The organism is Arthrobacter sp. BL-252-APC-1A (assembly GCF_009696625.1).
Classification (GTDB): Bacteria; Actinomycetota; Actinomycetes; order Actinomycetales; family Micrococcaceae; genus Arthrobacter_B.
This window is the reverse complement of record NZ_VULS01000011.1, coordinates 67460-89764: the sequence shown is the minus strand read 5'-3', so window position 1 is coordinate 89764 and position 22305 is coordinate 67460. Positions and strand designations below refer to the sequence as shown.

22 protein-coding genes are annotated in these 22305 nt (G+C 65.6%); 5 read left to right on the top strand and 17 right to left on the bottom strand.

What is annotated here, in order from left to right:
* Positions 1 to 8 precede the first annotated feature (8 nt).
* Positions 9 to 626: a GNAT family N-acetyltransferase gene (locus FYJ28_RS15260; protein ID WP_154579904.1), complete on the top strand. Its 618-nt coding sequence runs from the start codon at positions 9 to 11 to the stop codon at positions 624 to 626.
* Here FYJ28_RS15260 and FYJ28_RS15255 read toward each other — a convergent pair.
* The 13 genes from FYJ28_RS15255 to ffh form a co-directional block, all read right to left on the bottom strand.
* Positions 623 to 946 (bottom strand): DUF2469 domain-containing protein, encoded by a 324-nt coding sequence (locus tag FYJ28_RS15255; RefSeq protein WP_154579903.1) that lies wholly within the window; start codon positions 944 to 946, stop codon positions 623 to 625. The two genes, FYJ28_RS15260 and FYJ28_RS15255, sit on opposite strands and share 4 nt — an antisense overlap.
* Positions 947 to 953: 7 nt before the next feature.
* Entirely contained in the window at positions 954 to 1625 is a 672-nt protein-coding gene (locus FYJ28_RS15250; RefSeq protein WP_055242138.1) for a ribonuclease HII, read from the bottom strand.
* A 128-nt stretch (positions 1626 to 1753) separates the two neighbouring features.
* Entirely contained in the window at positions 1754 to 2536 is a 783-nt protein-coding gene (lepB, locus tag FYJ28_RS15245; protein ID WP_229780502.1) for a signal peptidase I, read from the bottom strand.
* Positions 2537 to 2547: 11 nt separating this feature from the next.
* Complete coding sequence (gene lepB, locus FYJ28_RS15240; RefSeq protein WP_326831759.1) at positions 2548 to 3192, bottom strand: signal peptidase I; 645 nt, start codon at positions 3190 to 3192, stop codon at positions 2548 to 2550.
* Between the two features lie 62 nt (positions 3193 to 3254).
* On the bottom strand, positions 3255 to 3614 hold the full coding sequence (gene rplS / locus FYJ28_RS15235; protein WP_055240822.1) for a 50S ribosomal protein L19: 360 nt from the start codon (positions 3612 to 3614) through the stop codon (positions 3255 to 3257).
* A 224-nt stretch (positions 3615 to 3838) separates the two neighbouring features.
* The gene (trmD, locus tag FYJ28_RS15230; RefSeq protein ID WP_055240821.1) at positions 3839 to 4627 is read right to left on the bottom strand and encodes a tRNA (guanosine(37)-N1)-methyltransferase TrmD; all 789 of its coding nucleotides are present in this window, start codon (positions 4625 to 4627) and stop codon (positions 3839 to 3841) included.
* Positions 4628 to 5170 (bottom strand): ribosome maturation factor RimM, encoded by a 543-nt coding sequence (gene rimM / locus FYJ28_RS15225; RefSeq protein ID WP_154579901.1) that lies wholly within the window; start codon positions 5168 to 5170, stop codon positions 4628 to 4630.
* Positions 5171 to 5290: 120 nt separating this feature from the next.
* Positions 5291 to 5533: an RNA-binding protein gene (locus FYJ28_RS15220; protein WP_055240819.1), complete on the bottom strand. Its 243-nt coding sequence runs from the start codon at positions 5531 to 5533 to the stop codon at positions 5291 to 5293.
* A gap of 1 nt (position 5534) precedes the next feature.
* Entirely contained in the window at positions 5535 to 5942 is a 408-nt protein-coding gene (gene rpsP, locus FYJ28_RS15215) for a 30S ribosomal protein S16 (RefSeq protein WP_055240818.1), read from the bottom strand.
* A 264-nt stretch (positions 5943 to 6206) separates the two neighbouring features.
* Positions 6207 to 7094: a VOC family protein gene (locus tag FYJ28_RS15210; RefSeq protein ID WP_154579900.1), complete on the bottom strand. Its 888-nt coding sequence runs from the start codon at positions 7092 to 7094 to the stop codon at positions 6207 to 6209.
* Positions 7095 to 7120: 26 nt separating this feature from the next.
* Complete coding sequence (locus FYJ28_RS15205; protein ID WP_229780501.1) at positions 7121 to 7690, bottom strand: GNAT family N-acetyltransferase; 570 nt, start codon at positions 7688 to 7690, stop codon at positions 7121 to 7123.
* On the bottom strand, positions 7647 to 8363 hold the full coding sequence (locus FYJ28_RS15200) for an alpha/beta fold hydrolase (RefSeq protein ID WP_154579899.1): 717 nt from the start codon (positions 8361 to 8363) through the stop codon (positions 7647 to 7649). The genes FYJ28_RS15205 and FYJ28_RS15200 overlap by 44 nt, the downstream gene beginning before the upstream one ends.
* Positions 8364 to 8440: 77 nt before the next feature.
* Positions 8441 to 10027 (bottom strand): signal recognition particle protein, encoded by a 1587-nt coding sequence (gene ffh, locus FYJ28_RS15195; RefSeq protein ID WP_326831758.1) that lies wholly within the window; start codon positions 10025 to 10027, stop codon positions 8441 to 8443.
* A 129-nt stretch (positions 10028 to 10156) separates the two neighbouring features.
* Here ffh and FYJ28_RS15190 point away from each other — a divergent pair, with 129 nt between their 5' ends.
* Entirely contained in the window at positions 10157 to 11575 is a 1419-nt protein-coding gene (locus FYJ28_RS15190) for a glucose-6-phosphate dehydrogenase (RefSeq protein ID WP_154579897.1), read from the top strand.
* 92 nt (positions 11576 to 11667) lie between these two features.
* Here FYJ28_RS15190 and FYJ28_RS15185 read toward each other — a convergent pair whose 3' ends face one another.
* Positions 11668 to 12006 carry a P-II family nitrogen regulator gene (locus tag FYJ28_RS15185; RefSeq protein ID WP_055240813.1) on the bottom strand — a complete coding sequence of 113 codons (339 nt, stop codon included), beginning with the start codon at positions 12004 to 12006 and terminating at the stop codon, positions 11668 to 11670.
* Positions 12003 to 13298, bottom strand: a complete 1296-nt coding sequence (locus FYJ28_RS15180; protein WP_055242132.1) for an ammonium transporter — start codon at positions 13296 to 13298, stop codon at positions 12003 to 12005. Before FYJ28_RS15180 ends, FYJ28_RS15185 begins: the two co-directional genes overlap by 4 nt.
* Before the next feature lie 252 nt (positions 13299 to 13550).
* Here FYJ28_RS15180 and FYJ28_RS15175 point away from each other — a divergent pair, with 252 nt between their 5' ends.
* Positions 13551 to 15257 (top strand): hypothetical protein, encoded by a 1707-nt coding sequence (locus FYJ28_RS15175; protein ID WP_229780500.1) that lies wholly within the window; start codon positions 13551 to 13553, stop codon positions 15255 to 15257.
* Between the two features lie 76 nt (positions 15258 to 15333).
* Here the strand turns inward: FYJ28_RS15175 and ftsY are convergent, their stop codons facing one another.
* Positions 15334 to 16536 carry a signal recognition particle-docking protein FtsY gene (gene ftsY, locus FYJ28_RS15170; RefSeq protein WP_055242128.1) on the bottom strand — a complete coding sequence of 401 codons (1203 nt, stop codon included), beginning with the start codon at positions 16534 to 16536 and terminating at the stop codon, positions 15334 to 15336.
* Positions 16537 to 16646: 110 nt separating this feature from the next.
* On the opposite strand from ftsY, the gene FYJ28_RS15165 reads away from it, so the two are divergent.
* Together FYJ28_RS15165 and FYJ28_RS15160 are read left to right on the top strand one after the other, a co-directional pair.
* Positions 16647 to 17885 carry an MFS transporter gene (locus tag FYJ28_RS15165; protein WP_154579895.1) on the top strand — a complete coding sequence of 413 codons (1239 nt, stop codon included), beginning with the start codon at positions 16647 to 16649 and terminating at the stop codon, positions 17883 to 17885.
* Entirely contained in the window at positions 17882 to 18613 is a 732-nt protein-coding gene (locus FYJ28_RS15160; RefSeq protein ID WP_154579894.1) for a glutamine amidotransferase, read from the top strand. The genes FYJ28_RS15165 and FYJ28_RS15160 overlap by 4 nt, the downstream gene beginning before the upstream one ends.
* On the opposite strand, the gene smc is transcribed toward FYJ28_RS15160, so the two are convergent.
* Positions 18591 to 22199, bottom strand: coding sequence for a chromosome segregation protein SMC (gene smc, locus FYJ28_RS15155; RefSeq protein WP_326831757.1), 3609 nt, complete (start codon positions 22197 to 22199; stop codon positions 18591 to 18593). The two genes, FYJ28_RS15160 and smc, sit on opposite strands and share 23 nt — an antisense overlap.
* Positions 22200 to 22305: the final 106 nt, after the last annotated feature.

The following is a 22305-nucleotide window of genomic DNA, read 5'->3' as shown; positions in this document are numbered from 1 at the left end:
TTTGGGCAATGGTGCTTGGGATCCCAATGCTGCAGGATGAGTCGCTGTTGCTGCGGCCTCATCTGCAGTCCGATGCGGATGCCGTGGTGGAACGCTCACGGGATTCGCTGACCATTGCCTGGACCACCGTGCCGCTGGATTACACGCGTGAGATGGCGCTGAACTACATCGCCGCCGTCGGGGTTCCGCAGCAGGACATTGTGTCCTGGGCACTGGAAGAAAACGGAGAGTATGCCGGCAGTATCGACCTGCGCCGGCAGGGCGCGGGCACCGGAAGCCTCGGGTTCGTGACGTCGCCGCGGTTTCGCGGCAAGGGGCTGATGAGCCGGGCTGTCCGGCTGGCCGTCTCCTACGCATTCGACACGCTGGGCTGGGAGAGCCTGAACTGGACCGCCAACGTGGGGAATCTGGGGAGTTACAAAGCAGTGTGGCGCAACGGGTTTCCGTTGCCCGTAACAGTTCCGCGGCTGCTGGCCCATCGCGGAGAAATGGTGGACGGCTGGTTTTCGGAGCTGGAATCGGACGCCCCGCGCGTCCCCAGGATCCTGTGGAGCGACTGCCTGGCCCTGCTGCCCAGCGTTCCGCAGGCGCCGGCTGGACCCGGCAGGCCCCTGACGGACGACTAGCCGAGTTCGTCCGCCTTGGGCAGGGTGAGGTCGTCGTTGCGGGTGAGCTCCTCAACGTTGACGTCCTTGAAGGTGATGACCCGGACGCTTTTAACGAACCGCGCGGACCGGTAGACATCCCAGACCCAGGCATCCTGCAGTGTCAGGTCGAAGTAGATTTCGCCGTCGGCGCTGCGTGCCTGCAGGTCTACGTGGTTGGCCAGGTAGAAGCGCCGTTCCGTTTCCACCACGTAGCTGAACAGCCCCACAACGTCGCGGTATTCGCGGTAGAGCTGCAGCTCCATATCTGTTTCGTAATTCTCAAGATCCTCTGCGCTCATTGCACCATCATCCCCCAACCGGGCCCGGTGCGGGCCCATCTTCGTCTGTTCGTCCTGTTCCCAGCCGCCAGGACAGGCGGTGCAACGGTGAAGGTCCGAGTGTATCGATGGCTGCGCGGTGTGCTTCGGTGGCGTATCCCTTATTGACGTCCCAGCCGTATTCCGGGTGCAGGGAGGAGTACTCCACCATCATGGCGTCCCGCTCCACCTTCGCCAGGACAGAGGCTGCCGCAACGCTGAGGCAGGTCATGTCCGCTTTGATCCGCGTGTGCACCGGTGCAGTGCAGGCGGCGTCGTCATCATCAGACGGCTCGTCAAACAGGCTCGCCTGCATTTCGGGTGAAAGCCAGTTGTGGTTGCCGTCCAGGAGGACGACGTCGGGTGTGAGGGTTTCGCAGACCTGGGTCCAGGCACGCGTGCCGGCCAGCCGCAGGGCCCCCATCAGACCCAGGAGATCGATTTCCGCCGCGCTGGCGTGTCCAACTCCCCAGGCCGGGCACCATTTCTTGATGAGCGGAACCAGGGTCTGCCGGTCTGCGGGAGTCAGCAGCTTGCTGTCCCGGACGCCTTTGAGCGCGCGGACGGACTCGAGCTGCACAGCAACCAGGCCTACGCTTACCGGACCGGCGAGGGCTCCCCTGCCCACCTCATCGCAGCCGGCCAGCACCCGGTGCCCCATCGCGGCAAAGGTCCGCTCAAAGCGCAGTGTCGGGCCCTTGGCTGCGGCACTCCGGGCACGCCGGGGACGGGGTGCTCCTGCTGCGGTGGCCCCCGAAGGTGCCCGCAGGGCGGGATCTGCCTGGCTGGTCACTTGGACGCCGTTTCCGCCCCGGACGGATCAGGTACGTTTTCGAAGACCTCGGGGTAGCTGCCAATGAAGCCTGCCCGGCCCAGCGGCCAGGCGATGACAGCCGCCTTGCCCTCAATGTCCTCGATGTTGATGAATCCGCCGCCCGGTCCGTTCTGGTGTTCACGGGAGTCCGCCGACGCGTTGCGGTGGTCACCCATGACCCAGACCTTGCCCTCCGGGACCACCACATCGAACGGGATCTCGGACGGCTGCGCACCGGGATACAGGTAGGGCTCATCCAGTGGCTCGCCGTTGACGGTCACCTTGCCGTCAGCATTGCAGCACACAACATGGTCCCCCGGCATACCAATGATCCGCTTGACCAGGTGCTGCTCGGATTCGTCCGGCAGCAGCCCCACGAAAGTCAGGGCATCGGCCAGGATGTTGCCGCCGTCGTCCTGCTGGGTGGCAGGCAGCCAGGCCTGGGTGTCCTTGAAGACAACGACGTCGCCGCGCGCCAGGTCGAAGGGCTCCGGGACCAGCAGGTTCACGAAGATCCGGTCATCGATCTCCAGTGTTTCCTCCATGGAGCCGGAGGGGATGAAGAACGCCCGGAAAAGGAAAGTCTTGATCAGGAAGGACAGCAGCAGCGCGATGGCAACAATGATGACGACTTCGCGCAGCCAGGCGCCGAAGCCTCTGTTCTTGCCGTCCTTGCCCTTGGCGTGGGCGGCTTGGGAGCGCGCTTCACCGGAGTCTGCGGTCCCGCCGGTGGGATCGTCCGGGAAGTCCTGCGCCATGTGTTGTCCTCTTATTCCGCTGAATGCCATACGGTGTCCAACTCTAGTCGCTCAATCTCGGTACTTCTTTCGAAAGGCCAGAGGATTCGCTGTGCGCGGCCGATCACACGCTCTTCGGGAATCAGCCCGCCGCCCGGGGCGCCGAGCAGGCTGCGCGAATCTGCTGAATCAGAGCGGTGGTCGCCGAGCAGCCACAGCCGGCCTTCGGGTACAACGACGTCGAACGGCGTTTCGCTCCCGGTATCACCGGGGAAGAGATAAGGCTCACGAATTGGCTGTCCATTGACGGTCAGCATGCCGTCAGTGCAGCACGCCACGCGGTCGCCGGGAACGCCGATAACCCGCTTGATGTACACGGTGTCGCTGCCCGCCAGGCCGAGCCATTGGGCAGTTGAATCCAGTGCCTGTTTCAGGAAAGGGTCGGAGCTGTGCAGCGGGGCCAGGGACCCGCGGCCGTCGAAAACTACGACGTCGCCGCGCTGGATCCCGGATCCGCGGTACTCAGTGCGGGAGACGAGTACCCTGTCCCCCGGCTCCAGCAGAGGCTGCATGGATTCGGAGGGGATGTAGTAAACGTCCAGGAGGAAGGCACGGACCAGCCCGGCCAGTACGACGGCGCCGGCCAGGGCCCAGAGCACGAAACGCCAGCCCGCAATGGACTGGCGTTTCGTGTGCTTCCGGGGGCCAGCCCCGTCCGCGGATGTCTGCGACAAGAAAATTACTTGGCGGGACGGAAGTCGCGCTTTTCCTTGATCTTGGCAGCCTTGCCGCGCAGGTCGCGCATGTAGTACAGCTTTGCGCGGCGGACGTCACCGCGGGAGACGACCTCGATCTTGTCGATAACCGGGGAGTGCACCGGGAAGGTACGCTCCACGCCAACACCGAAGCTGACCTTGCGGACCGTGAAGGTCTCGCGCAGGCCGTCGCCCTGGCGCTTCATGACGAAGCCCTGGAAGACCTGAACACGGGTGTTCTTGCCTTCAACGATGTTCACGTGAACCTTGACCGTGTCACCGGCGCGGAACTCGGGGATGTCCGAACGCAGCGAAGCTGCATCAAGAGAATCTAGGATGTGCATTGTTACTCACTCCTGGTGGACGCCACAGGTCATCCACTTTGGTAACGGCGGCAAGGATGTACCCGAAGGTGCACAGATGCTGCCGAAGCTATATAACCGGCGTTCCGGGAATCGGTTGCCGGTGTGTCTTGCTGTTGGCCTCACTCCCCCTGTGGCAGGTGCGGACCCAGATGACACAACTCTCTATTCTGCCACAGCTGGGCAGGCCCCACCAACCGGCAGGCTCAGGCCTGCGGCAGGACGGCGCCTTCAGTGACAGTCCAGCCCAGTGCAGCCAGAGTGGCCCGGTCTGCCTTGTCCAGGCTGGCCGGGTCCAGTTTGGCAATCAGGTCCGGCCGGCGCTCGGAAGTACGGCGGAGCTGCTCATCGCGCCGGAACCGGGCAATCTTTGCGTGGTTGCCGCTCAGCAGCACCTCCGGAATTGCCCGCTCACGCCACTGCGAGGGCTTGGTGTACACGGGGTACTCCAGCAGGCCGTCCGAATGCGATTCCTCCACCAGGGATTCCGGATTGCCGACGACGCCGGGCACCAGGCGTCCGACCGCTTCAACCATGGCCAGCACGGCAACTTCGCCGCCGTTCAGGACATAGTCGCCCAGGCTCATCGGGCGGACGGTGAAGTGCTCCCCTGCCCATTCCAGCACGCGTTCGTCGATGCCTTCGTAGCGGCCGCAGGCAAAGACCAGGTGCTCGGCGGCGGCGAGTTCGTACGCCGTCTGCTGCGTGAAGACCTCTCCGGCCGGTGACGGAACGATCAGCGTGGGCTTCACGCCCGGCTCCGGGGCGCCGTCGAGCGCGGTCGCGAGGGCCTGCGCCCAAGGCTCGGGCTTCATAACCATGCCTGCACCTCCGCCGTAGGGGGTGTCGTCAACGGTGCGGTGCCGGTCAGTGGTGAAATCACGAAGGTCCTGGACGCGTACGTCCAGCAGCCCGTCCTGCCGGGCCTTGCCGATCAGGGAAAGATCCAGGGCGGCAAGGTACTCCGGGAAGATGGAGAAAACATCAATGCGCACTTAGCGTTCGGCCCCGTCCTTGCCGGCTTCGGGCAGGTTCAGTTCAAAAAGGCCCGGCGGAGGAGTCAGCAGGACGTACCCCTCTTCGGTGTTGACCTCAGGAACGATTGCCTCGACGAACGGCACCAGGATCTCCTGCCCCTTGGTGTCTTCGACAATCAGCAGGTCCTGGACGGTGAGTGTCCGCAGTGCCGTGACGGTACCAACGACGTCGCTGCCAACCTTGGCTTTCAGGCCCACGAGCTCGTGCTCGTACCAGCCCTCTGCGCCGTCGTCCTCTTCCGCTTCTTCGGTATCAATGAACAGCTTGGCGCCGCGGATTTCCTCGGCGCCGTTGCGGTCAACGATTTCCTCAAAGCCCAGCAGGAGAATGTCCTTGTTCCAGCGGGCGCTGAGGACCGTCAGCGGTCCCTTGGCTGCCGGTTCAACGGTAAGGACTGCCCCCGGCGCGAAGCGGTCTTCAGGGGCATCGGTCAGCACCTGCACGGTCACCTCGCCACGGATGCCGTGGGGCTTGCCGATGCGTGCCACCTGTAACTGCATGGATTCTCCTAGGGTCGTTGGGCGCGGCCAAAAAGCCGGAGCCGAAAAAAACATCCGGCCCCTTCACCATTATCTGGTGGCGGGGCCGGATGTTTGGAACTGCTTGGAATTGCTGGTGCGTCAGCGGCGGCGGTCGGTGTCGACGACGTCGACGCGGACCTGGTCGCTGCCGGCCAGGGCAGAAATCACCGTGCGCAGTGCGCGGGCGGTGCGTCCCTGGCGGCCGATAACCCGGCCAAGATCGTCCTGGTGAACACGGACCTCGAGGGTTTCCCCGCGGCGGTTGTTCTTGGCGGAAACCTTGACGTCCTCAGGGGAGTCAACGATTCCGCGCACGAGGTGCTCCAGCGCTTCGGCCAGCAATCTACTCAGCCTCAGCCTCAGTGGAAGCGGCTTCTGCCTCTTCCTTCTTGGCCTTCGGGGTGATTGCTTCGGGAACGATCACGGACTTCTTCTCGGGGGCCACGAAGGGCTCCTTCGGAGCCTTGGTACGCAGGGTACCTTCCTGGCCGTCGATGTTCTTGAACTTCTGCCAGTCACCGGTGATCTTCAGCAGTGCTGCGACCTGCTCGGTCGGCTGGGCGCCGACGCCGAGCCAGTACTGCGCACGGTCGGACTTGATGTCGATGTACGACGGCTCCTCGGTCGGACGGTACAGTCCGATTTCTTCGATGGCACGGCCATCGCGCTTGGCACGGGAATCCATGACAACAACGCGGTAGTGTGCTGAGAACTTCTTGCCGAGGCGCTTAAGGCGAATCTTTACGGCCACTTTTGTGGTCACTCCTGATCTGAAATGGGGCGAACCCGAACTTCTGCTCCCGTGGGGCGGGCCATAACGTTTGGGGTTCAAAAGGACAAGATGCTGCACGGAGAGAGGGGCCACGCAGATCGAGTACCTGTCCATTGTGCCAGATGACTCCGCGTTTCGCGACTCGCGCTGCTGCGGCGGGGCAGCAACCCCGGGCATGGGGTGCCGCGCGACCAGCATTCATCCACTTTGCAAAACCGGCGGCGCCGGGCACCCAAGGGGTCCTCAGGCAACGGCGACGCGAATGCGGTTGCGCCAGGGATCTTCGAAACGCAGCTCGGCACCGGTGTGATGGCTGGCAATGCCTGCGGACTTCAGCCGGTCAGCCAGGGATCCGACGTCGTCCTGCCCGGGAACGCTGATCAGCACCTCACCAAGGCCGAGGGTGTCCCGGCGCGGGCCTGCTCCGCGGCTGTTCCATACATTCATGGCCATGTGGTGGTGGTATCCGCCGGCGGAGACAAAAAGAGCCTGCCCGTGGAAGTCGGCAGTCCGTTCGAATCCGAGGGTGTCCACATAGAAGGCGGCAGCAGTATCCGTGTCGCCAACCTGCAGGTGAACGTGGCCGACGCCGGCTGCGGCCTCCGGTGTGCGGGCCAGGGCGTCTTCACTCAGGTGCGTTCGGAAGTACTGCTGGGGCGGCAGGGCCAGGGAAGCCATGCGGACAGTGCGCCCCTGCGGCGTGTCGTCCCAGTCCCAGGCTTCGCGGGGACGGTCCCAGTACAGCTCGATTCCGTTGCCTTCCGGATCGGTGAAGTAGAACGCTTCACTGACCAGGTGGTCGGCACTGCCGACGTAAGCCGAGGGGTCGAACTGTGCCGCGAGGGCCACTGTAGCGGCCAGGTCCGCCTGGGTTTCGAAGAGGATGGCGGTGTGGAACAGGCCGGCTTCCCCGCGGGATGGAACCTGCAGCCCGGCAGCGGGCGCCAAATGCACCAGCGGCACAGTGCCGCGGCCAAGGTACATGCCACCGTCAGCCTCGGCTACTACCTGCAGGCCAAGCGCCTGCCGGTAGTAGCCGGAGACCTTCTCCATGTCCCCCACTTTGAGCATCACGGTCCCCATAGCAAGGTTCGCGGGCAGCAGGTCCTGGGCATTTACTTGAAGGTTCATGTTTTATACATTACTTGAAGCTTCAGCTAATTTCCAGCAGCTGCTGCAGCCCGCCCGGCGGAACCCAGTTCAAGGCGCATGGCAACGCGTTCCCCGATGCTGTCCAAACCCAGTTCCGCCTCATGCCGCCGCACCTCTGCCAGCTCACCGGCCGGTTCAACTTCGCTGAATCCGCAGCTGCGGTAGAAGGGCGCGTTGAACGGGACCCGGGCAAACGTGCACAGCGTCAGCGCCGGGTACCCTTCGTTCCGCGCCCACTGCACGGCAGCCGCCACAAGGGCACGTCCCAGTCCTGCCCTTGCTGCGTCGGGATGAACGGAGAGCTGCTCCAGGTGTGCACAGCCGCCCACCTCCTCGAGCCGGGCGAAGCCGGCCGGCGGGCTGCCAGCGACCAGCAGGTGCCGGGACCCCGCAAGGTCCCGGGGTGACGCAGGCGGCGGAAGGGTACCGAGGAGCCCGGCGTGAATTTCGGGCCGGGACGCGAGAAGGGTGTCCGACGCCGCTTCAAGGGCAGGCAGCAGCACCACGTCCGCAGGCCGGGCCGGCCGGATTTCAGGCACAGCCGGCGGCAGCAGGTGCTGCAGCAGTACGGGCAATGAATTCCGCTATTGCTTCCCGTCCTGCCGGGGTGTCCTGCGGGCGGTGGTTGCCGCCCACGGGGCGGTGTTCGGCACCGGTAGAAGCAAGGAATGCTGCGACTTCTTCATACAGCGGCTCCCACTCCCCCGTGAGCACAAGGGTGGGAACCCCGGGAACGATGTCCAGGGGCGCGTCCCAGGGCGGGGCCTGCAGGCGCTGGCGTGCAGCAGCGCGGGGATCGTTGCCGGGGTCTGGTGCAGACTCGGCAGAGAAGACCAGGCGCGCGTGTTCGCGGCCGTACTCTTCGTCAGTGAGTCCTGCGGCGGCCCGGAAGAGCGGATCCAGCAGGGCACGCCGGGCGGCGGTTGCCGGCAGGTCCCGGGTGAGTGAAAAGACGGCAGGCTCACACAGGAGAAGGGAATGCACCCGGGCCGGGTCACTGACAGCTGCCATCATCGCGGACACGGCACCTTCAGCGTGTGCCACCACGTGTCCGCCCTGGCCCAGTGCCTGAAGGATAGCCGCGGTGTCGGCGGCATGGTCCGTAGGGGCTGGCGGAACGTTGAGGCCGTAACCGGCGCGGCGAAGAAAGAGGCAGTCGTAACTGCGCGCCAGGGCGTGCTGGCCCGGCCAGGCCGCAGCACCGAAGCGGCCCGCACCGTGCACAAAGACAATCCGTTGCTGAGCCATCAAACCAGCCTAGTCTCCCGGCGGACGCGCGCGGCCGGCCCGGGAAGACCCGGACCGGCCGCGCGTATGTATGTGTGTTACTTGCCGAGGAACTTCTCGAAGCCCTTGGGCAGGTTCAGCGATGACGGGTCAAAGTCCCCGCCCTGCTGCCCGAAAGCGGAACCGGTTGGCAGCGCGCTGCGGGCACCTGCCCTCCGTGCCTCGGCCTCAGCGCGTTCCTGCGCTGCCTTGGCCGGGTTTCCGGAGCGGGCCTTCTTCTTGCCCTTGGCAGCCTGCTGCTTCTTACGCGAGCCGCCGCCGAAGCCGCCGGGTCCTGCCATGCCGGGCATACCGGGGATGCCGCCGCCGGCGGCCATCTTCTTCATCATCTTCTGTGCCTGGGTGAAGCGCTCCAGCAGGGCGTTGACCTCAGAGACGTGCACACCGGAACCACGCGCAATGCGGGCACGGCGGGAGCCGTTGATGATTTTCGGGGCAACACGCTCGTGCGGGGTCATGGAGCGGACCATGGCCTCAACGCGGTCGATCTCCCGCTCGTCAAAGTTCTCCAGCTGCTCGCGCATCCCGGCGGCACCGGGCATCATCATGAGCATCTTCTTCATGGAGCCCATGTTGCGCAGCTGCTGCATCTGGGCCAGGAAGTCTTCAAAGGTGAAGTCTTCCTGGTCGACGAACTTCTTGGCCATGCGGGCCGCTTCGTCCTTGTCCCAGGACTTCTCTGCCTGCTCAATGAGCGTCAGGATGTCGCCCATGTCCAGGATGCGGCTGGCCATGCGGTCCGGGTGGAAGACCTCAAAGTCCTTCAGACCTTCACCGGTGGATGCGAACATCACCGGCTTGCCGGTCACCGAGGCGACGGAGAGTGCGGCGCCGCCGCGGGCATCGCCGTCGAGCTTGGTCAGCACGACGCCGGTGAAGTTCACGCCTTCGTTGAACGCCTGGGCCGTGGCAACGGCGTCCTGGCCGATCATGGCATCAATGACAAAGAGGACTTCGTCCGGGGTGATGGCGGCTCGGATGTCTGCAGCCTGCTGCATCAGTTCCGCGTCAACGCCAAGGCGGCCGGCGGTGTCCACAATAACAATGTCGTGGAGCTTGGTGCGTGCTTCTTCCACGCCCTGGCGTGCGACGGCGACCGGGTCGCCGGTTGCTGCCTCGAACTCCGAGCTGACACCCGGGTGCGGAGCGTAAACCGGCACGCCGGCACGTTCGCCGTTGACCTGGAGCTGCTTGACGGCGTTCGGGCGCTGGAGGTCTGCGGCGACCAGCAGCGGGCTGTGGCCCTGGTCCTTGAGGTAACGGGAGAGCTTGCCGGCGAGGGTGGTCTTACCGGCACCCTGCAGACCGGCCAGCATAATGACCGTGGGCGGGTTCTTGGCCAGGTTCAGCCGGCGGGTCTGGCCGCCGAGGATGCCAACAAGTTCCTCGTTGACGATCTTGACGACCTGCTGGCCCGGGTTCAGCGCCTGCGAAACCTCGGAGCCGAGGGCGCGCTCCTTGACGGAGGCGGTGAAGGCACGGACCACGGGAACTGCGACGTCGGCGTCGAGCAGGGCACGGCGGATTTCCCGCACTGTGGCGTCGACGTCGGCTTCGCTCAGCCGTCCCTTGCCACGCAGGTTCTTGAACGTGGAAGTCAACCGGTCAGACAGTGAATTGAACACGCGCTGCGCACTTCTTTCATCGGGTAGTTCGCCATGTTTGCCAGGCCCAGCTGTTAAGGGTACCAAGCGCGGGTGGGTATTGGCCGCATGAACCTTATGCGGATGGGCCCGCGGTGGCACGCTGGAATCATGGCTGCCAACGCAACGCCGTCGTCCCGCGTGAAGACGCTGCTGATTCTGGGCGGAACCGGAGACCTCTCGCACCGGCTGCTGCTGCCCGGGCTTGCCCGGCTGATAGCCCGCGGGCGCGCGCCGGGGCTGGTGGTTGTCGGTTCAGGGTCTCGGGATTGGAGTCAGGACGAGTGGAAGCAGCGGGTTAGGGATTCGTTTTCCTCCGAGTATGAGGCAGCCTCGGCGGACGCACGCAGGGAGCTCGACGCCGCGGTGCAGCGCAGCTCCTACCTCCAGCTGGATCTGGCCAGCCCAAGCGGGCTTGGACCCGATTTGCTGGAGCTTGAGCCGCCGCTGGCCGTGTACTTCGCCCTACCTCCGAAACTCACGCTGCAAACGGTGGAAGGCCTCTCGCCCCGGGACCTTCCGCCGGAAACGCTGCTGGTCCTGGAAAAACCGTTTGGTTCAGACCAGGCATCGGCCCGGGATCTGAACCGCAGGCTGGTTTCCCTGGTTCCGGAGGAAAGAATCTTCCGGGTGGACCACTTCCTCGGCATGACAACGGTCATGAACATTGTCGGAATGCGTTTTTCGAACCGGCTGCTGGAACCGATCTGGAACTCGCTGCACATCGAGAAGATGGAGATCGTCTTTGACGAGCAGCTGGCACTCGAAGGGCGGGCGAAGTACTACGACACCTCCGGGGCGCTGGAGGACATGATCCAGAGCCATCTGCTGCACACCATGGCATTTATGGCCATAGGCCCTCCCGCCACCCTGGGCGAGCGGGATGTGCGGGATCTGGTGGCAGCCACCCTGCGCGCTTCCTCGGTCAGCGGGGACTTCCGCAGGTCCAGCCGCCGTGCCCGCTATACCGCCGGCATGATCGACGGGAAGGAAATCGAGGGGTACACCGACTCCCCCGGAGTGGAGCCGGCGCGAAACACTGAGACCCTGGCGGAGATTGAGATTGCCATCAACAACGACCGCTGGGCGGGTGTGCCGTTCATCCTGCGCTCGGGCAAGGCCCAGGCCCGGACCCGGAAGGAAGCAGTGGTCACGTTCCGCCCGGTGAACCATCTGCCGGAAGGCTTCACCGGGTCAACCACCCTGCCGTCCCGGCTCCGCATTTCGTTCAACCCCGCCTACTTGGAGCTGGAACTGAACGTCAACGGACCTGCTGACATCTTCAGGCTTGACCGCAGCGCTCTCTCCTCGGAGCTGCACACCTCCCAGCTCACACCGTACGGGGAGGTGCTGGAAGCGGTGCTCGAGGGAAACCGGCTGCTGTCAGTCCGCGGGGACATTGCGGAGGAATGCTGGCGGATTGTGGATCCGGTGCTCGCCGCCTGGCGTTCGATTGAGGTTCCGATGGGAACGTACGCCGCGGGTACGCAGGGGCCTTCCGGCTGGGAGTCCAGCCGCGGAAGCCTCTGACCGCTCCGCTGACGCATAGAAGCCGCCCGGTCTTTCGACCGGGCGGCTTCTTAGGAGATGCCCTGTGGTTGCCTGCTGGTTACGGCGGCTGGCTACAGCGCGGAATCGCCCCGTTCGCCGGTGCGTACCCGCAGCGCTTCCTCCACGTTCGTCACCCATACCTTGCCGTCACCTGCGCGGCCGGTGTTCGCGGTGGAAACAAGCACGTCCACGATGTCACTGACCCACTCGTTGGCGGCCAGTACTTCCACCCGCAGCTTCGGCAGCAGGTCCACCGTGTATTCAGCGCCGCGGTAGACCTCGGTGTGGCCGCGCTGGCGGCCGTAGCCGCTGGCCTGGCTGACGGTGAGGCCCTGGACGCCGTAGCTCTCAAGGGCGCCGCGGATGGCGTCGAACTTTTCCGGCCGGACGATTGCGGTTACGAGTTTCATGAGTTGACGCTCTCCTTGATGGGCGCGGTGGTGGACTCGGCTACCGGGCGGAAGGACCCGCCTACGCCGATTCCGCCAAGTTCATAGGCGGTCTCAGCGTGTTCGCTGAGGTCTACACCGTTGATTTCCTGCTCCTCGGTGACCCGGAAGCCCATGGTCTTGTGGATGGCCAGGCCGATGATGAGGGTCATCACCGCTGAGAAGACGATTGCAACGACGGTGGCCACGATCTGCGCACCGAGCTGCGCGAAGCCGCCGCCATAGAAGAGGCCGCCCCCTTCACCGTCAACCGGAAGGGCGATGAAACCGATGGCCACGGTGCCGACCAGGCCGGCGACCAGGTGCACGCCGACGACGTCGAGGGAATCGTCATAGCCGAGCTTGTACTTCAGTCCGACGGCGAGCGCGGCGAGGATACCGGCAACCAGGCCCAGTCCCAGTGCCCCGATCGGGGAGACGCTGGCGCAGGCCGGCGTGATGGCCACCAGACCGGCCACGATGCCCGAAGCTGCGCCCAGGGAGGTGGGCCGGCCGTCACGGACGCGCTCGGTGATCAGCCAGCCGACCATGGCGGCCGCGGGAGCGGCGAGGGTGTTGACCCAGATGAGGCCTGCTTCCTCAGCAGTGCCGGCAGCGCCGCCGTTGAACCCGAACCAGCCGAACCAGAGCATTGCGGCACCGAGCATCACGAACGGGATGTTGTGCGGGCGGTGGCTCGGGTCGGAGCCGAAGCCGCGGCGCTTGCCGATGATGAGTGCCAGGACCAGGGCTGCCACACCGGCGTTGATGTGGACCACGGTTCCGCCGGCGAAGTCGATGGCTTCACCAACTACGGAGCCGATGGCACCTTCTTCACCCAGCAGGCCGCCGCCCCAGACCATAAAGGCCAGCGGGCAGTAGACCAGGGTGACCCAGACCGGCACGAAGACGGCCCAGGCGCTGAACTTGGCGCGGTCAGCAATAGCGCCGCTGATCAGGGCCACGGTGATGATTGCGAAGGTAGCTCCGAAGCCGGCGCCGATCATGTCTTCGGTACCGATCAGGTCTTCCAGGCCGAAGGACGCGAAGGGATTTCCGAAGAGCCCTGCTACGCCGTCGCCGCCGCTCATGGAGAAGCCCCAGAGGACCCAGACCACCCCAACGAGTCCGATTGAAACGAAGCTCATCATCATCATGTTCAGGGCTGCCTTGGCCCTGGTCATGCCGCCGTAAAAGAATGCCAGTCCGGGGGTCATGAGCAGCACCAGCGCCGCCGATACCATCACCCAGACGTGACCTGCAGTCAGATCCATCTTCATGTCCTTCCACGTTCTGCGGGCATCTCCCGCGCTACGAAGAACATTGCCGGGGCGAAGTTTCGGTATTCAGCCGGGGGTGTTGCCGGGACATTACAAACTTCGGCGCCGGGTAAAAGTGCCGTGTCAGCCGCGTTTCGGGCAGGTTACCTGCAACTGTGGACCCGCTGTGGGTATTGCCCGGAGGCAACTGGAGGCACAGCTAGGATGTTCCTGAGTCTCTATTACCTCCCGGAGGAACAACCCCTTATGCCCGAGAACACCCCTGTGCCCGGACCAGATCCGCACGCCGGCAGCCGCGGAGCGGACTCCGTCCGTCCCCGGGACCGGAGGAAGCCCCGCCGGAAGTGGATCGCGGGGACCGCCGCTGCGGCCGTGGTGATCGCCGCGGGCATTACCGTACCCCTGGTTCTCAACAACGACGACGCCGAGCCGGCAGACGCTGCCAACGTCGAGACGGTTGTTGAAAGCCCCGCTCCTCTGCCTCCGGCACCGGAATTCACCTACTACAACCAGGCCGGCCCTCCCGCCGGATCACCGCTGAACGCAGTGGAACCGCTGGCACTGAACGTCGAGGCCAGTTCCACGGGGACGTTCCTTCAGGAAGGCCTGGTCGGCCTGTCCCTGGAAGCCACTGACCTGGCTGATCCGGCCCTGTCGGGTGACAATCCGGAAATGGTCCAGTCCCTAAGCGGCCTGGGCAAACCCCTGCTGCGGTTCGGCGGGAATGCCGTCGACCGCCGCTTCTTCTGGACCTCCACAGGGGAACCTCTCCCCGGGAACCTCAAGGGGGACAAGGCGCACCCGGTGCGGGCAGTGACCCCGGGAGACCTTGAACGGGTAGCAACGCTGCTGGAAGCCATCGACGGCACAATAAACCTCACGGTGGATCTTGGGCACTACGACCCAGCACGTGCAGCCGACATGGCAGGCCACGCCGCACGGATCTTCGGAGACCGGCTGGTGGGGATCACCGTGGGCAATGAACCCAACGGATACCCGCACAACGGAGTGCGTGATGAAGGCTGGACCAAGGATGACTATCTCACTGAGCTGAAGGCTTACGCTGATGCCATCTACGCAGCGGCACCGGAAGTGAAGATCATTGGGCCCGGCGTGTACACCCAGCCCTGGTGGGAGCCCTTCACCAAGGTGGACCTTCCCCAGGAAAAGATCTTTTCCTTCCACCACTATCCGCTCTCTGTCTGCGACGGGAAGGCGGATCCGTTCGGTGAACCGACCCTGGCCAACCTGATGGCCCAGCGCATCCATGACCATGGCGACGGATACCGCGAAGCTGCTCTGGAACCTGCGAATGCGGCCGGACTGGAAACCTGGATCACTGAGGCGGGCATTTCTGCCTGCCCCGGATCGAACGAGACAACCAAAACCCACGCCTCCGCACTGTGGGCAGCTGACTACGCCCTTGGCGGGGCCCAGCTGGGCATCACCCGCATGAGCTTCCACTCTTCGCTGATCACGTGCACGGGCGGCCCGCCCATGTCCGCCATCTGCACCGGCGGTGAATACCTGCAGCCCAACGGCGAGGTGAACGAACGGGCCAACTTCTTCGGTCTCTCCATGGTTGCCGAGATGGCACCCGGCGAGTTCCTGAAATCCGCCGAAGAAGGCGGTGGGCTCAGCCACTCCTACGCTGTCCGCCACGACGACGGAAGTGTGAGCGTCATCATCATCAACGCCAACAATCCTGAAACTGATGCCCAGATGGAGGTCACGCTCGAGCTGCCCGGACGTCCCCTGACGGCCGCCATGTCCCAGATGACCGGCCCTTCCTATGCCTCGGAGGACGGCACGCTGATTGACGGACAGCCTGCTGAACCGGGACCGGTAGCCGAGCGGCTGACCCTGCCGGGCTTTGAGTACGGCTCACCGACTCAGACCTTCTCGCTGACGGCGGGAACAGTGACGGTTCTGAACTTCCAGCTTCAGCCTTAGCGCCGGCTCGCCTGCAGCAAAAAGGGCTCCCGCACCTATGTGCGGGAGCCCTTTTGCGTTTGGGTTCGGCAGTGCGCTAGGACAGCAGAGCGTCCACAAAGCCTTCGGCGTCGAACGGAGCCAGGTCGTCGGGGCCTTCGCCCAGGCCAACCAGCTTCACCGGCACACCGAGGGTGCGCTGGATCGCGACGACGATTCCGCCCTTGGCGGTTCCGTCCAGCTTGGTCAGGACGATGCCGGTGATGTTTACGACTTCGGCGAAGACCTTCGCCTGGGTGAGGCCGTTCTGGCCGGTGGTCGCATCGAGCACCAGCAGGACTTCGTCAACCTCTGCCTGCTTCTCGATGACCCGCTTGACCTTGCCGAGTTCGTCCATCAGACCCACCTTGTTCTGCAGGCGCCCGGCGGTGTCGATGAGCACGGTGTCCACTTCGCCGTCGATGCCTGCCTTCACGGCCTCGAACGCGACCGACGCCGGATCGGCGCCGTCCACTTCCGAACGCACGGTGGGCACGCCCACGCGCTGGCCCCACGTGGCCAGCTGCTCAGCGGCAGCGGCACGGAACGTGTCTGCCGCGCCCAGCAGCACGTCTTTGTCCTCTGCCACCAGGACGCGCGCCAGCTTGCCCACGGTGGTGGTCTTGCCGACACCGTTGACGCCCACGACCATAACGACGGCGGGCTTGTCCGCATGCCGCTCCACGGCCAGTGAACGGTCCATCGAGGGGTCAACCAGCTTGATCAGTTCCTCGCGCAGCATCGCGTGGACTTCCTGCGGGTCACGGCTGCCGGAGATCCGGACCCGCTCGCGCAGTGCGTCAACGAGTTCCATGGTGGGTTCCGTGCCGAGGTCTGCCAGCAGCAGGGTTTCCTCGATCTCGTCCCAGACGTCCTCATCGATCTTGTCGCTGGAGAGCAGTGCCAGCAGCGCCTTGCCCAGCGCGTTGTTGGACTTCGCCAGCCGGGCACGCAGCCGCGCAAGCCTGCCCTGAACCGGTTCAGGGGTTTCCAGGGCCGGAGCGGCGGGCTCTGCGGGAGCTTCTTCAAGGTCCCGCAGGTCATCCGGCACCGTGACCGTTGGTTCGGCTTCCGGCGCGGCAGTGCCGGGGCGGTCCAGGACGGAGGTTGCGCCGCTGCCGCCGGGCAGGTCATCAGCGTCGCGCTTCGTCGGGTACATTCCCTTGGGCGTGCGGCGCGTGCGGACCAGCAGGGCTGCCAGCGAACCGACAACAGCCAGCCCAATGACCACATAGATCACAATTGAAAGAGTCTCATTCACGCTTCCCAGCATGTCATACGCCGCCCCCGGCGGGCACCCGTCAGGGCAGCCTGCTGCGGGCACCCGACCCGGGGCCCAATCGCGGCGGAGTCTGCGAGAATCGAAGCATCATGGTGAGCACTCCCCGGATTCCGATCCCCCGCGAAATTAAAGTCCTTATTGCTGCTGCGTTCCTGATCGCCCTCGGTTTTGGGCTGGTGGCACCGGTGCTGCCGCAGTTCGCGCAGAGTTTCAATGTAGGCGTTGCTGCGTCCTCCGTGGTGGTCAGTGCCTTCGCCTTCACCCGGCTGGTCTTCGCTCCCGCGGGCGGTGCACTGCTCGAAAAGCTCGGCGAGCGCCCGGTGTACGTGATGGGCCTGCTGATCGTGGCCCTGTCCACCGCCGCGTGCGCCTTCGCCGGGAACTACTGGCAGCTGCTGATCTTCCGCGGCCTGGGCGGCATCGGCTCCACCATGTTCACCATTTCCGCGATGGCGCTGATCATCCGTCTTGCCCCGCCGGCAATCCGCGGCCGGATATCCGGGGCCTACGCTTCCTCGTTCCTGCTGGGCAATATCGGCGGGCCGCTTCTTGGCGGCCTGCTGGCCGGTTTTGGCCTGCGCGTTCCCTTCCTGGTGTACGCAGCAGCCCTGCTGGTGGCCGCCGTCGTAGTCGCCTACCTGCTGCGCGAGGCACGCGGCGGCACCGGACCCAAGGAGAAGGAGGGGGAACGGGTACACCTCTCGGTCCGGGAAGCACTGTCTGACTCCGCCTACCGCGCCGCGATGGTCTCGTCCTTCGCCAACGGATGGTCCTCCTTCGGGGTGCGGAACTCGCTGCTTCCGCTGTTCGCGGCCGCCGTCCTCTCTGCAGGCCCGGAGATCGCCGGGATCTCCCTGACTGCGTTCGCTGCCGGAACCGCACTGGCGCTCACCTTCTCCGGCCGCCTCGCGGACTCCTGGGGACGAAAGCCCCTGGTCATCACAGGGCTGGCCGTCAACGCAGCAGCAACGGCCGCGATCGGATTCTCCGGCAGCGTCACGATGTTCCTGGTCGTCTCCGCCATTGCGGGTCTGGGCACCGGCCTGCTTAATCCCGCACAGCAGGCTGCAGTGGCCGACGTCGTCGGTTCAGGCCGGAGCGGCGGCAAGGTACTGGCTGCTTTCCAGATGTCTGCGGACACCGGGGCGATCATCGGTCCGATCCTCGCCGGGGTGCTCGCGGATACCCTTGGCTACACCTGGGCGTTCGCCGTGACCGGTGCAACTGCGCTGGTGGCACTGCTGATCTGGCTCACTGCCCGGGAAACCCTGGCACCTGAGATGCGGATGGCTCGAATGCGTTCCAGCCGCACTACCATCGAGGAATGAAGCCCTTCCTGCTCCTGGCCACACGCGCCGAAGACGGTGCCGCCGAGGAGGAGTATGAGTCCTACCTGCACTTCGGGGAACTGACCCCGCCGCAGCTGCACCGCGTACGGATGGAGGCAGCTCCCCTTCCGGCAATCGATCTGGCGGACTACAGCGGAATCATTGTCGGCGGCAGCCCGTTCAACTCTTCCGACCCAGAAGAGACCAAGTCGGATCTTCAGCTGCGGGTGGAGAAGGAACTCTCGGCCCTGCTGGACACAGTGGTGGAACAGGACTTCCCATTCCTCGGTGCCTGTTACGGGGTCGGCACGCTGGGCCGGCACCAGGGCGCCGTCGTCAACCGCACCTACGGAGAACCAATCGGTGCCGTGCCGGTCACGCTGACTCCCCAGGGCCGGCAGGACCCCCTGCTGGAAGGGCTGCCTGACACCTTTGATGCGTTCGTGGGCCACAAGGAAGCCGTGTTCCGGCTCCCGGAACACGCCGTAAACCTGGCCGGCTCCCCCACCTGCCCGGTGCAGATGTTCCGGGTGCGGCAAAACCTCTATGCCACACAATTCCACCCCGAGCTCGACGTCGCCGGATTGCTGACCCGTATCTCGGTCTACCGCAATGCGGGATACTTTCCGCCGGAGGAAGCTGACACGGTGATGGATTCCGTCCGAACGGCACAGGTCATCGCCCCGCCGCTGATCCTGCGCAACTTCACTGCCCGCTACGCCCGCTAGCGGCGGCCAGCCGCTGGCTGATCACGGCTGAGACGCCGTCTCCGCGCATGGAGACCCCGTACAGGGCATCGGCTACCTCCATGGTCCGCTTCTGGTGCGTGATGACAATAAGCTGGCTGGATTCGCGGAGCTCCTCGAAAATGGTGATGAGCCGGCCAAGGTTCGTGTCGTCCAGTGCCGCCTCCACCTCGTCCATCACGTAGAACGGCGAGGGGCGTGCCTTGAAAATCGCCACCAGCAGCGCAACGGCGGTCAGTGACCGCTCACCGCCTGACAGCAGCGAGAGGCGCTTGATCTTCTTTCCTGCAGGGCGTGCTTCCACCTCAATGCCGGTGGTGAGCATGTCCTGGGGGTCTGTGAGGACCAGACGCCCCTCCCCGCCGGGGAAGAGCCGCGCAAAGACACGTTCGAACTGCACGGCGGTGTCCTGGAACGCAGAGGTGAAGACTTCCTCCACCCGCTGGTCTACTTCACGGATGATGTCCAGCAGGTCCTTGCGGGTAGCTTTGAGATCCTCCAGCTGGGTGCTCAGGAACTGGTGGCGTTCCTCGAGGGCCGCGAATTCCTCCAGCGCCAGCGGATTCACCTTCCCGAGTGCAGAAAGGTCCCGCTGGGCCCGCTTGAGCCGCTTCTCCTGCTCGGCCCGGTTGTAGGGAACACCCTCCGTAACGGGGTTCCCGTCATCGTCCACCGGCACGTGCAGGGCAGCCCATTTCCCGGCACTCTCCGCAGTCTCGGCAGGCACCGGCACCAGTTTGTCCGGACCGTACTCCGCCACCAGGTTGTCCGCTGTGATGCCCAGTTCCTCCACGGCACGCGTTTCGAGAGCTTCGATCCGCAGCCTTTTCTCGGCGCGGAGCAGCTCATCACGGTGCACCGAGTCGGTGAGTTTGGCCAGTTCAGCCACGGCCTCGGCGTTGGCCGCCCGGACCGTGGTCAGCTCCGCGTCGAACTCAGCGCGGACGGCCTCGGCCTTGTCACGTTCGGCTGCGGCCGCTTCCAGCGACACGTCTGCCCAGCGTCCGGCCAGCACGGCAGCCTGCGCCACTGCCTGTGCCCGTGCTGCCTGTGCGGCTCGCACCCGGGCCCGCTGTGCTGCGGCAGCCCGCGCGCGGCGTTCGGCCGCGGCTGCCCGCTCCAGTGATTCAGCGCGTCCGGAGACGGCGGCCAGCTGCTCCTGGGCAGAGCGAAGGGAGAGCCGCGCATCCATTTCGGCCTGGCGTGCCTGGGCGGCAGCGAGCGCCAGCGCATCGCGGCGGTCCGTGGAGGGTTCGGCCGTGTCCGCTGAACTGTCCTGTGCTGCGGCGAGGCGGCCGGTGACTTCGGCGAGTTTCTCCTGTTCACGTGCCAGGTTCTCCTGCGCCGCCTCCGCGAGCCGGGTGAGCCGTTCAGCTTCCCCGGCGGCCGAACGCAGGGCCGAGCCCAGCGCTCCCAGCCGTTCCCCTACCGCAGCCAGCCGGGCGTCGGATTCATGCAGTACCACCAGAGCAGCGTCTGCCCGGGCCTGGGCAGCGTCACGTTCTGCCCGGGCTGCGGAGATCGCGAAGCGTGCCGCCTCTGCCCGGGACACGGCCTCAGTCAGCCGGTTCTGCGTTTCCTCGACGGCGGCCTGGATCTCAATCAGTCCCGGAGCCGTGGTGGAACCGCCGGCAGCGGTGAACGTGGTCAGCACATCGCCGTCCGCTGTGACCACCCTCAGGCCCGGACCGGCGGCCAGCACACCGGCGGCGCGTTCCAGCGAATCCACGACGACGGTGCTGTGCAGGAGAGTGCGCACGGCTGCTGCCGCTCCCGGGACTGCCTGAACCAGATTCGTTGCGTAAACGCACCCGTCAGGCAGCCCGGGCAGCTCCTCGTTGTCTCCGGGACCGCGCTCTCCGGCGAGAACCAGGCTCACCTGCCCCGAACCGGTGTCCTTGAGCAGCTTGAGCGCCTGGAGAGCTGTGTCGAGTTCGCGCACCGCGAGGGCTTCGGCTGCGGTCCCGAGAGCCGCGGTGACGGCACGCTCATAACCCGGGGTCACAGTCACCAGATCGGCCAGGGGTGCCAGCACTCCTTCCAGTCCGGCGTCCAGCACCGCGCGGGAGCCGTCACGGCGGTCCAGGCCCACGGCTAGTGCGTCACGGCGCGCGGTCAGGGTTTCCCGGTCGCGGACTGCCTGCCGTTCTTCCTCCAGCAGCCCGGCCAGCCGGGTTTCGGCCGCTTCCAGGGCATCCGTGGCTTCCTCGTACTCGGCGTCCAGCCCTTCCTCACCGGACTCTGCTCCGGCGGCTTCCTGTTCCAGGGCTGCGAAATCCCCTTCGGCGGTGCGCCGGCGTTCCTCGGCCTGCGCAATCGAGGCGCGCAGGCGCCCGAGCTCTGCCTCAGCGGCCTCAACCCGGGAGCGGGCAGCGGAGACGGATCCGGAGAGCCGGGCCATGCCTTCCCTGCGGTCCGCGGCGGCACGCAGCAGGGACGCCAGCCGGCGTTCCTCCGCCGCGGCTTCCTCCTCGGCGGCAGCCCGCACCTCCACGGCGTCTTCCAGCATGCCTTCACGCTCAGTTGCTTCCGCTTCCAGGGCCTGCATTTCGGCCCGGACGCGTTCGGCCTGTGCCTGCAGTTTCTCCGGGTCCCGGCCAGGGTCGGCGGCCGGTTCCGCCGAGCCGAGCAGGCGGCGCCGTTCCTCGGCCAGCGCGGCCAGGGACCGCAGCCGTTCCCGCGCGGAGGAGAGCGCATACCAGGCGTCCCGGGCGGCGTTGACCCGCGGCGTTGCCTGCGCGGCCAGGCGTTCAAGTTCCGCCAGCCTGGCTCCCTGCGCCTCCGCTTCCTGTTCCACCTGCTGCCGGCGCACGCGCAGTGCGTTCTCCGCTGCGGTGTCCTGTTCAACGGCAGCGGCGAGGGTCACGATGTCGTCGGCCAGCAGCCGGGCACGGGCATCCCGCACGTCCAGCTGGACCTGCTTGGCCCGGCGTGCCACGGCAGCCTGCTTTCCCAGCGGCCCCAGCTGGCGGCGCAGTTCTGCGGTGAGATCCGTCAGGCGCGCCAGGTTGGCCTGCATTGCATCGAGCTTGCGGACCGTTTTCTCGCGGCGTCTGCGGTGCTTGAGGATTCCGGCAGCCTCCTCGATGAAGCCCCGGCGGTCCTCCGGTGAGGCGTGCAGGACCTTGTCCAGCTGGCCCTGCCCCACAATCACGTGCATTTCCCGGCCCAGTCCGGAGTCGGAGAGCAGCTCCTGGATATCCAGGAGGCGGCACGGGGCGCCGTTGATGGCGTATTCGGAACCGCCGGCGCGGAAAAGCGTGCGGGAGATGGTGACTTCGGAGTAGTCGATGGGCAGGGCGCCGTCGGAGTTGTCGATGGTGAGGGATACCTGTGCCCGGCCCAGCGGCGGCCGGCCGGAGGTGCCCGCAAAAATGACATCCTCCATTTTTCCGCCCCGCAGGGTCTTGGCGCCCTGCTCCCCCATGACCCAGGCCAGGGCATCCACTACGTTGGACTTGCCCGAACCGTTGGGGCCGACGACGGCGGTCACTCCCGGTTCGAACTCGAACGTTGTGGCCGATGCGAAGGATTTGAAGCCCCGCATCGTCAGGGTCTTTAAGTGCACTGGCCTCAGTCTCTCGTTTGTGGAAGATTCACTAAAGCCGGGTGATGCCCCACACTTAAGCGCAGTACTCGCAGAGCGTAATCCGGGATTTCGCGCCGTCCGGGCC

Bases quoted from the DNA above. Each gene is read 5' to 3' on its own strand.
- FYJ28_RS15255 (WP_154579903.1), bottom strand. From the start codon at position 946: ATGAGCGCAGAGGATCTTGAGAATTACGAAACAGATATGGAGCTGCAG.
- FYJ28_RS15200 (WP_154579899.1), bottom strand. From the start codon at position 8,363: ATGGCTCAGCAACGGATTGTCTTTGTGCACGGTGCGGGCCGCTTCGGT.
- rimM (WP_154579901.1), bottom strand. From the start codon at position 5,170: ATGCAGTTACAGGTGGCACGCATCGGCAAGCCCCACGGCATCCGTGGC.
- FYJ28_RS15180 (WP_055242132.1), bottom strand. From the start codon at position 13,298: ATGGATCTGACTGCAGGTCACGTCTGGGTGATGGTATCGGCGGCGCTG.
- lepB (WP_229780502.1), bottom strand. From the start codon at position 2,536: ATGGCGCAGGACTTCCCGGACGATCCCACCGGCGGGACCGCAGACTCC.
- FYJ28_RS15185 (WP_055240813.1), bottom strand. From the start codon at position 12,006: ATGAAACTCGTAACCGCAATCGTCCGGCCGGAAAAGTTCGACGCCATC.
- rplS (WP_055240822.1), bottom strand. From the start codon at position 3,614: ATGCACATCCTAGATTCTCTTGATGCAGCTTCGCTGCGTTCGGACATC.
- FYJ28_RS15190 (WP_154579897.1), top strand. From the start codon at position 10,157: ATGGCTGCCAACGCAACGCCGTCGTCCCGCGTGAAGACGCTGCTGATT.
- FYJ28_RS15250 (WP_055242138.1), bottom strand. From the start codon at position 1,625: ATGGGGCACCGGGTGCTGGCCGGCTGCGATGAGGTGGGCAGGGGAGCC.
- FYJ28_RS15165 (WP_154579895.1), top strand. From the start codon at position 16,647: ATGGTGAGCACTCCCCGGATTCCGATCCCCCGCGAAATTAAAGTCCTT.
- FYJ28_RS15260 (WP_154579904.1), top strand. From the start codon at position 9: ATGGTGCTTGGGATCCCAATGCTGCAGGATGAGTCGCTGTTGCTGCGG.
- FYJ28_RS15175 (WP_229780500.1), top strand. From the start codon at position 13,551: ATGCCCGAGAACACCCCTGTGCCCGGACCAGATCCGCACGCCGGCAGC.
- FYJ28_RS15210 (WP_154579900.1), bottom strand. From the start codon at position 7,094: ATGAACCTTCAAGTAAATGCCCAGGACCTGCTGCCCGCGAACCTTGCT.
- FYJ28_RS15160 (WP_154579894.1), top strand. From the start codon at position 17,882: ATGAAGCCCTTCCTGCTCCTGGCCACACGCGCCGAAGACGGTGCCGCC.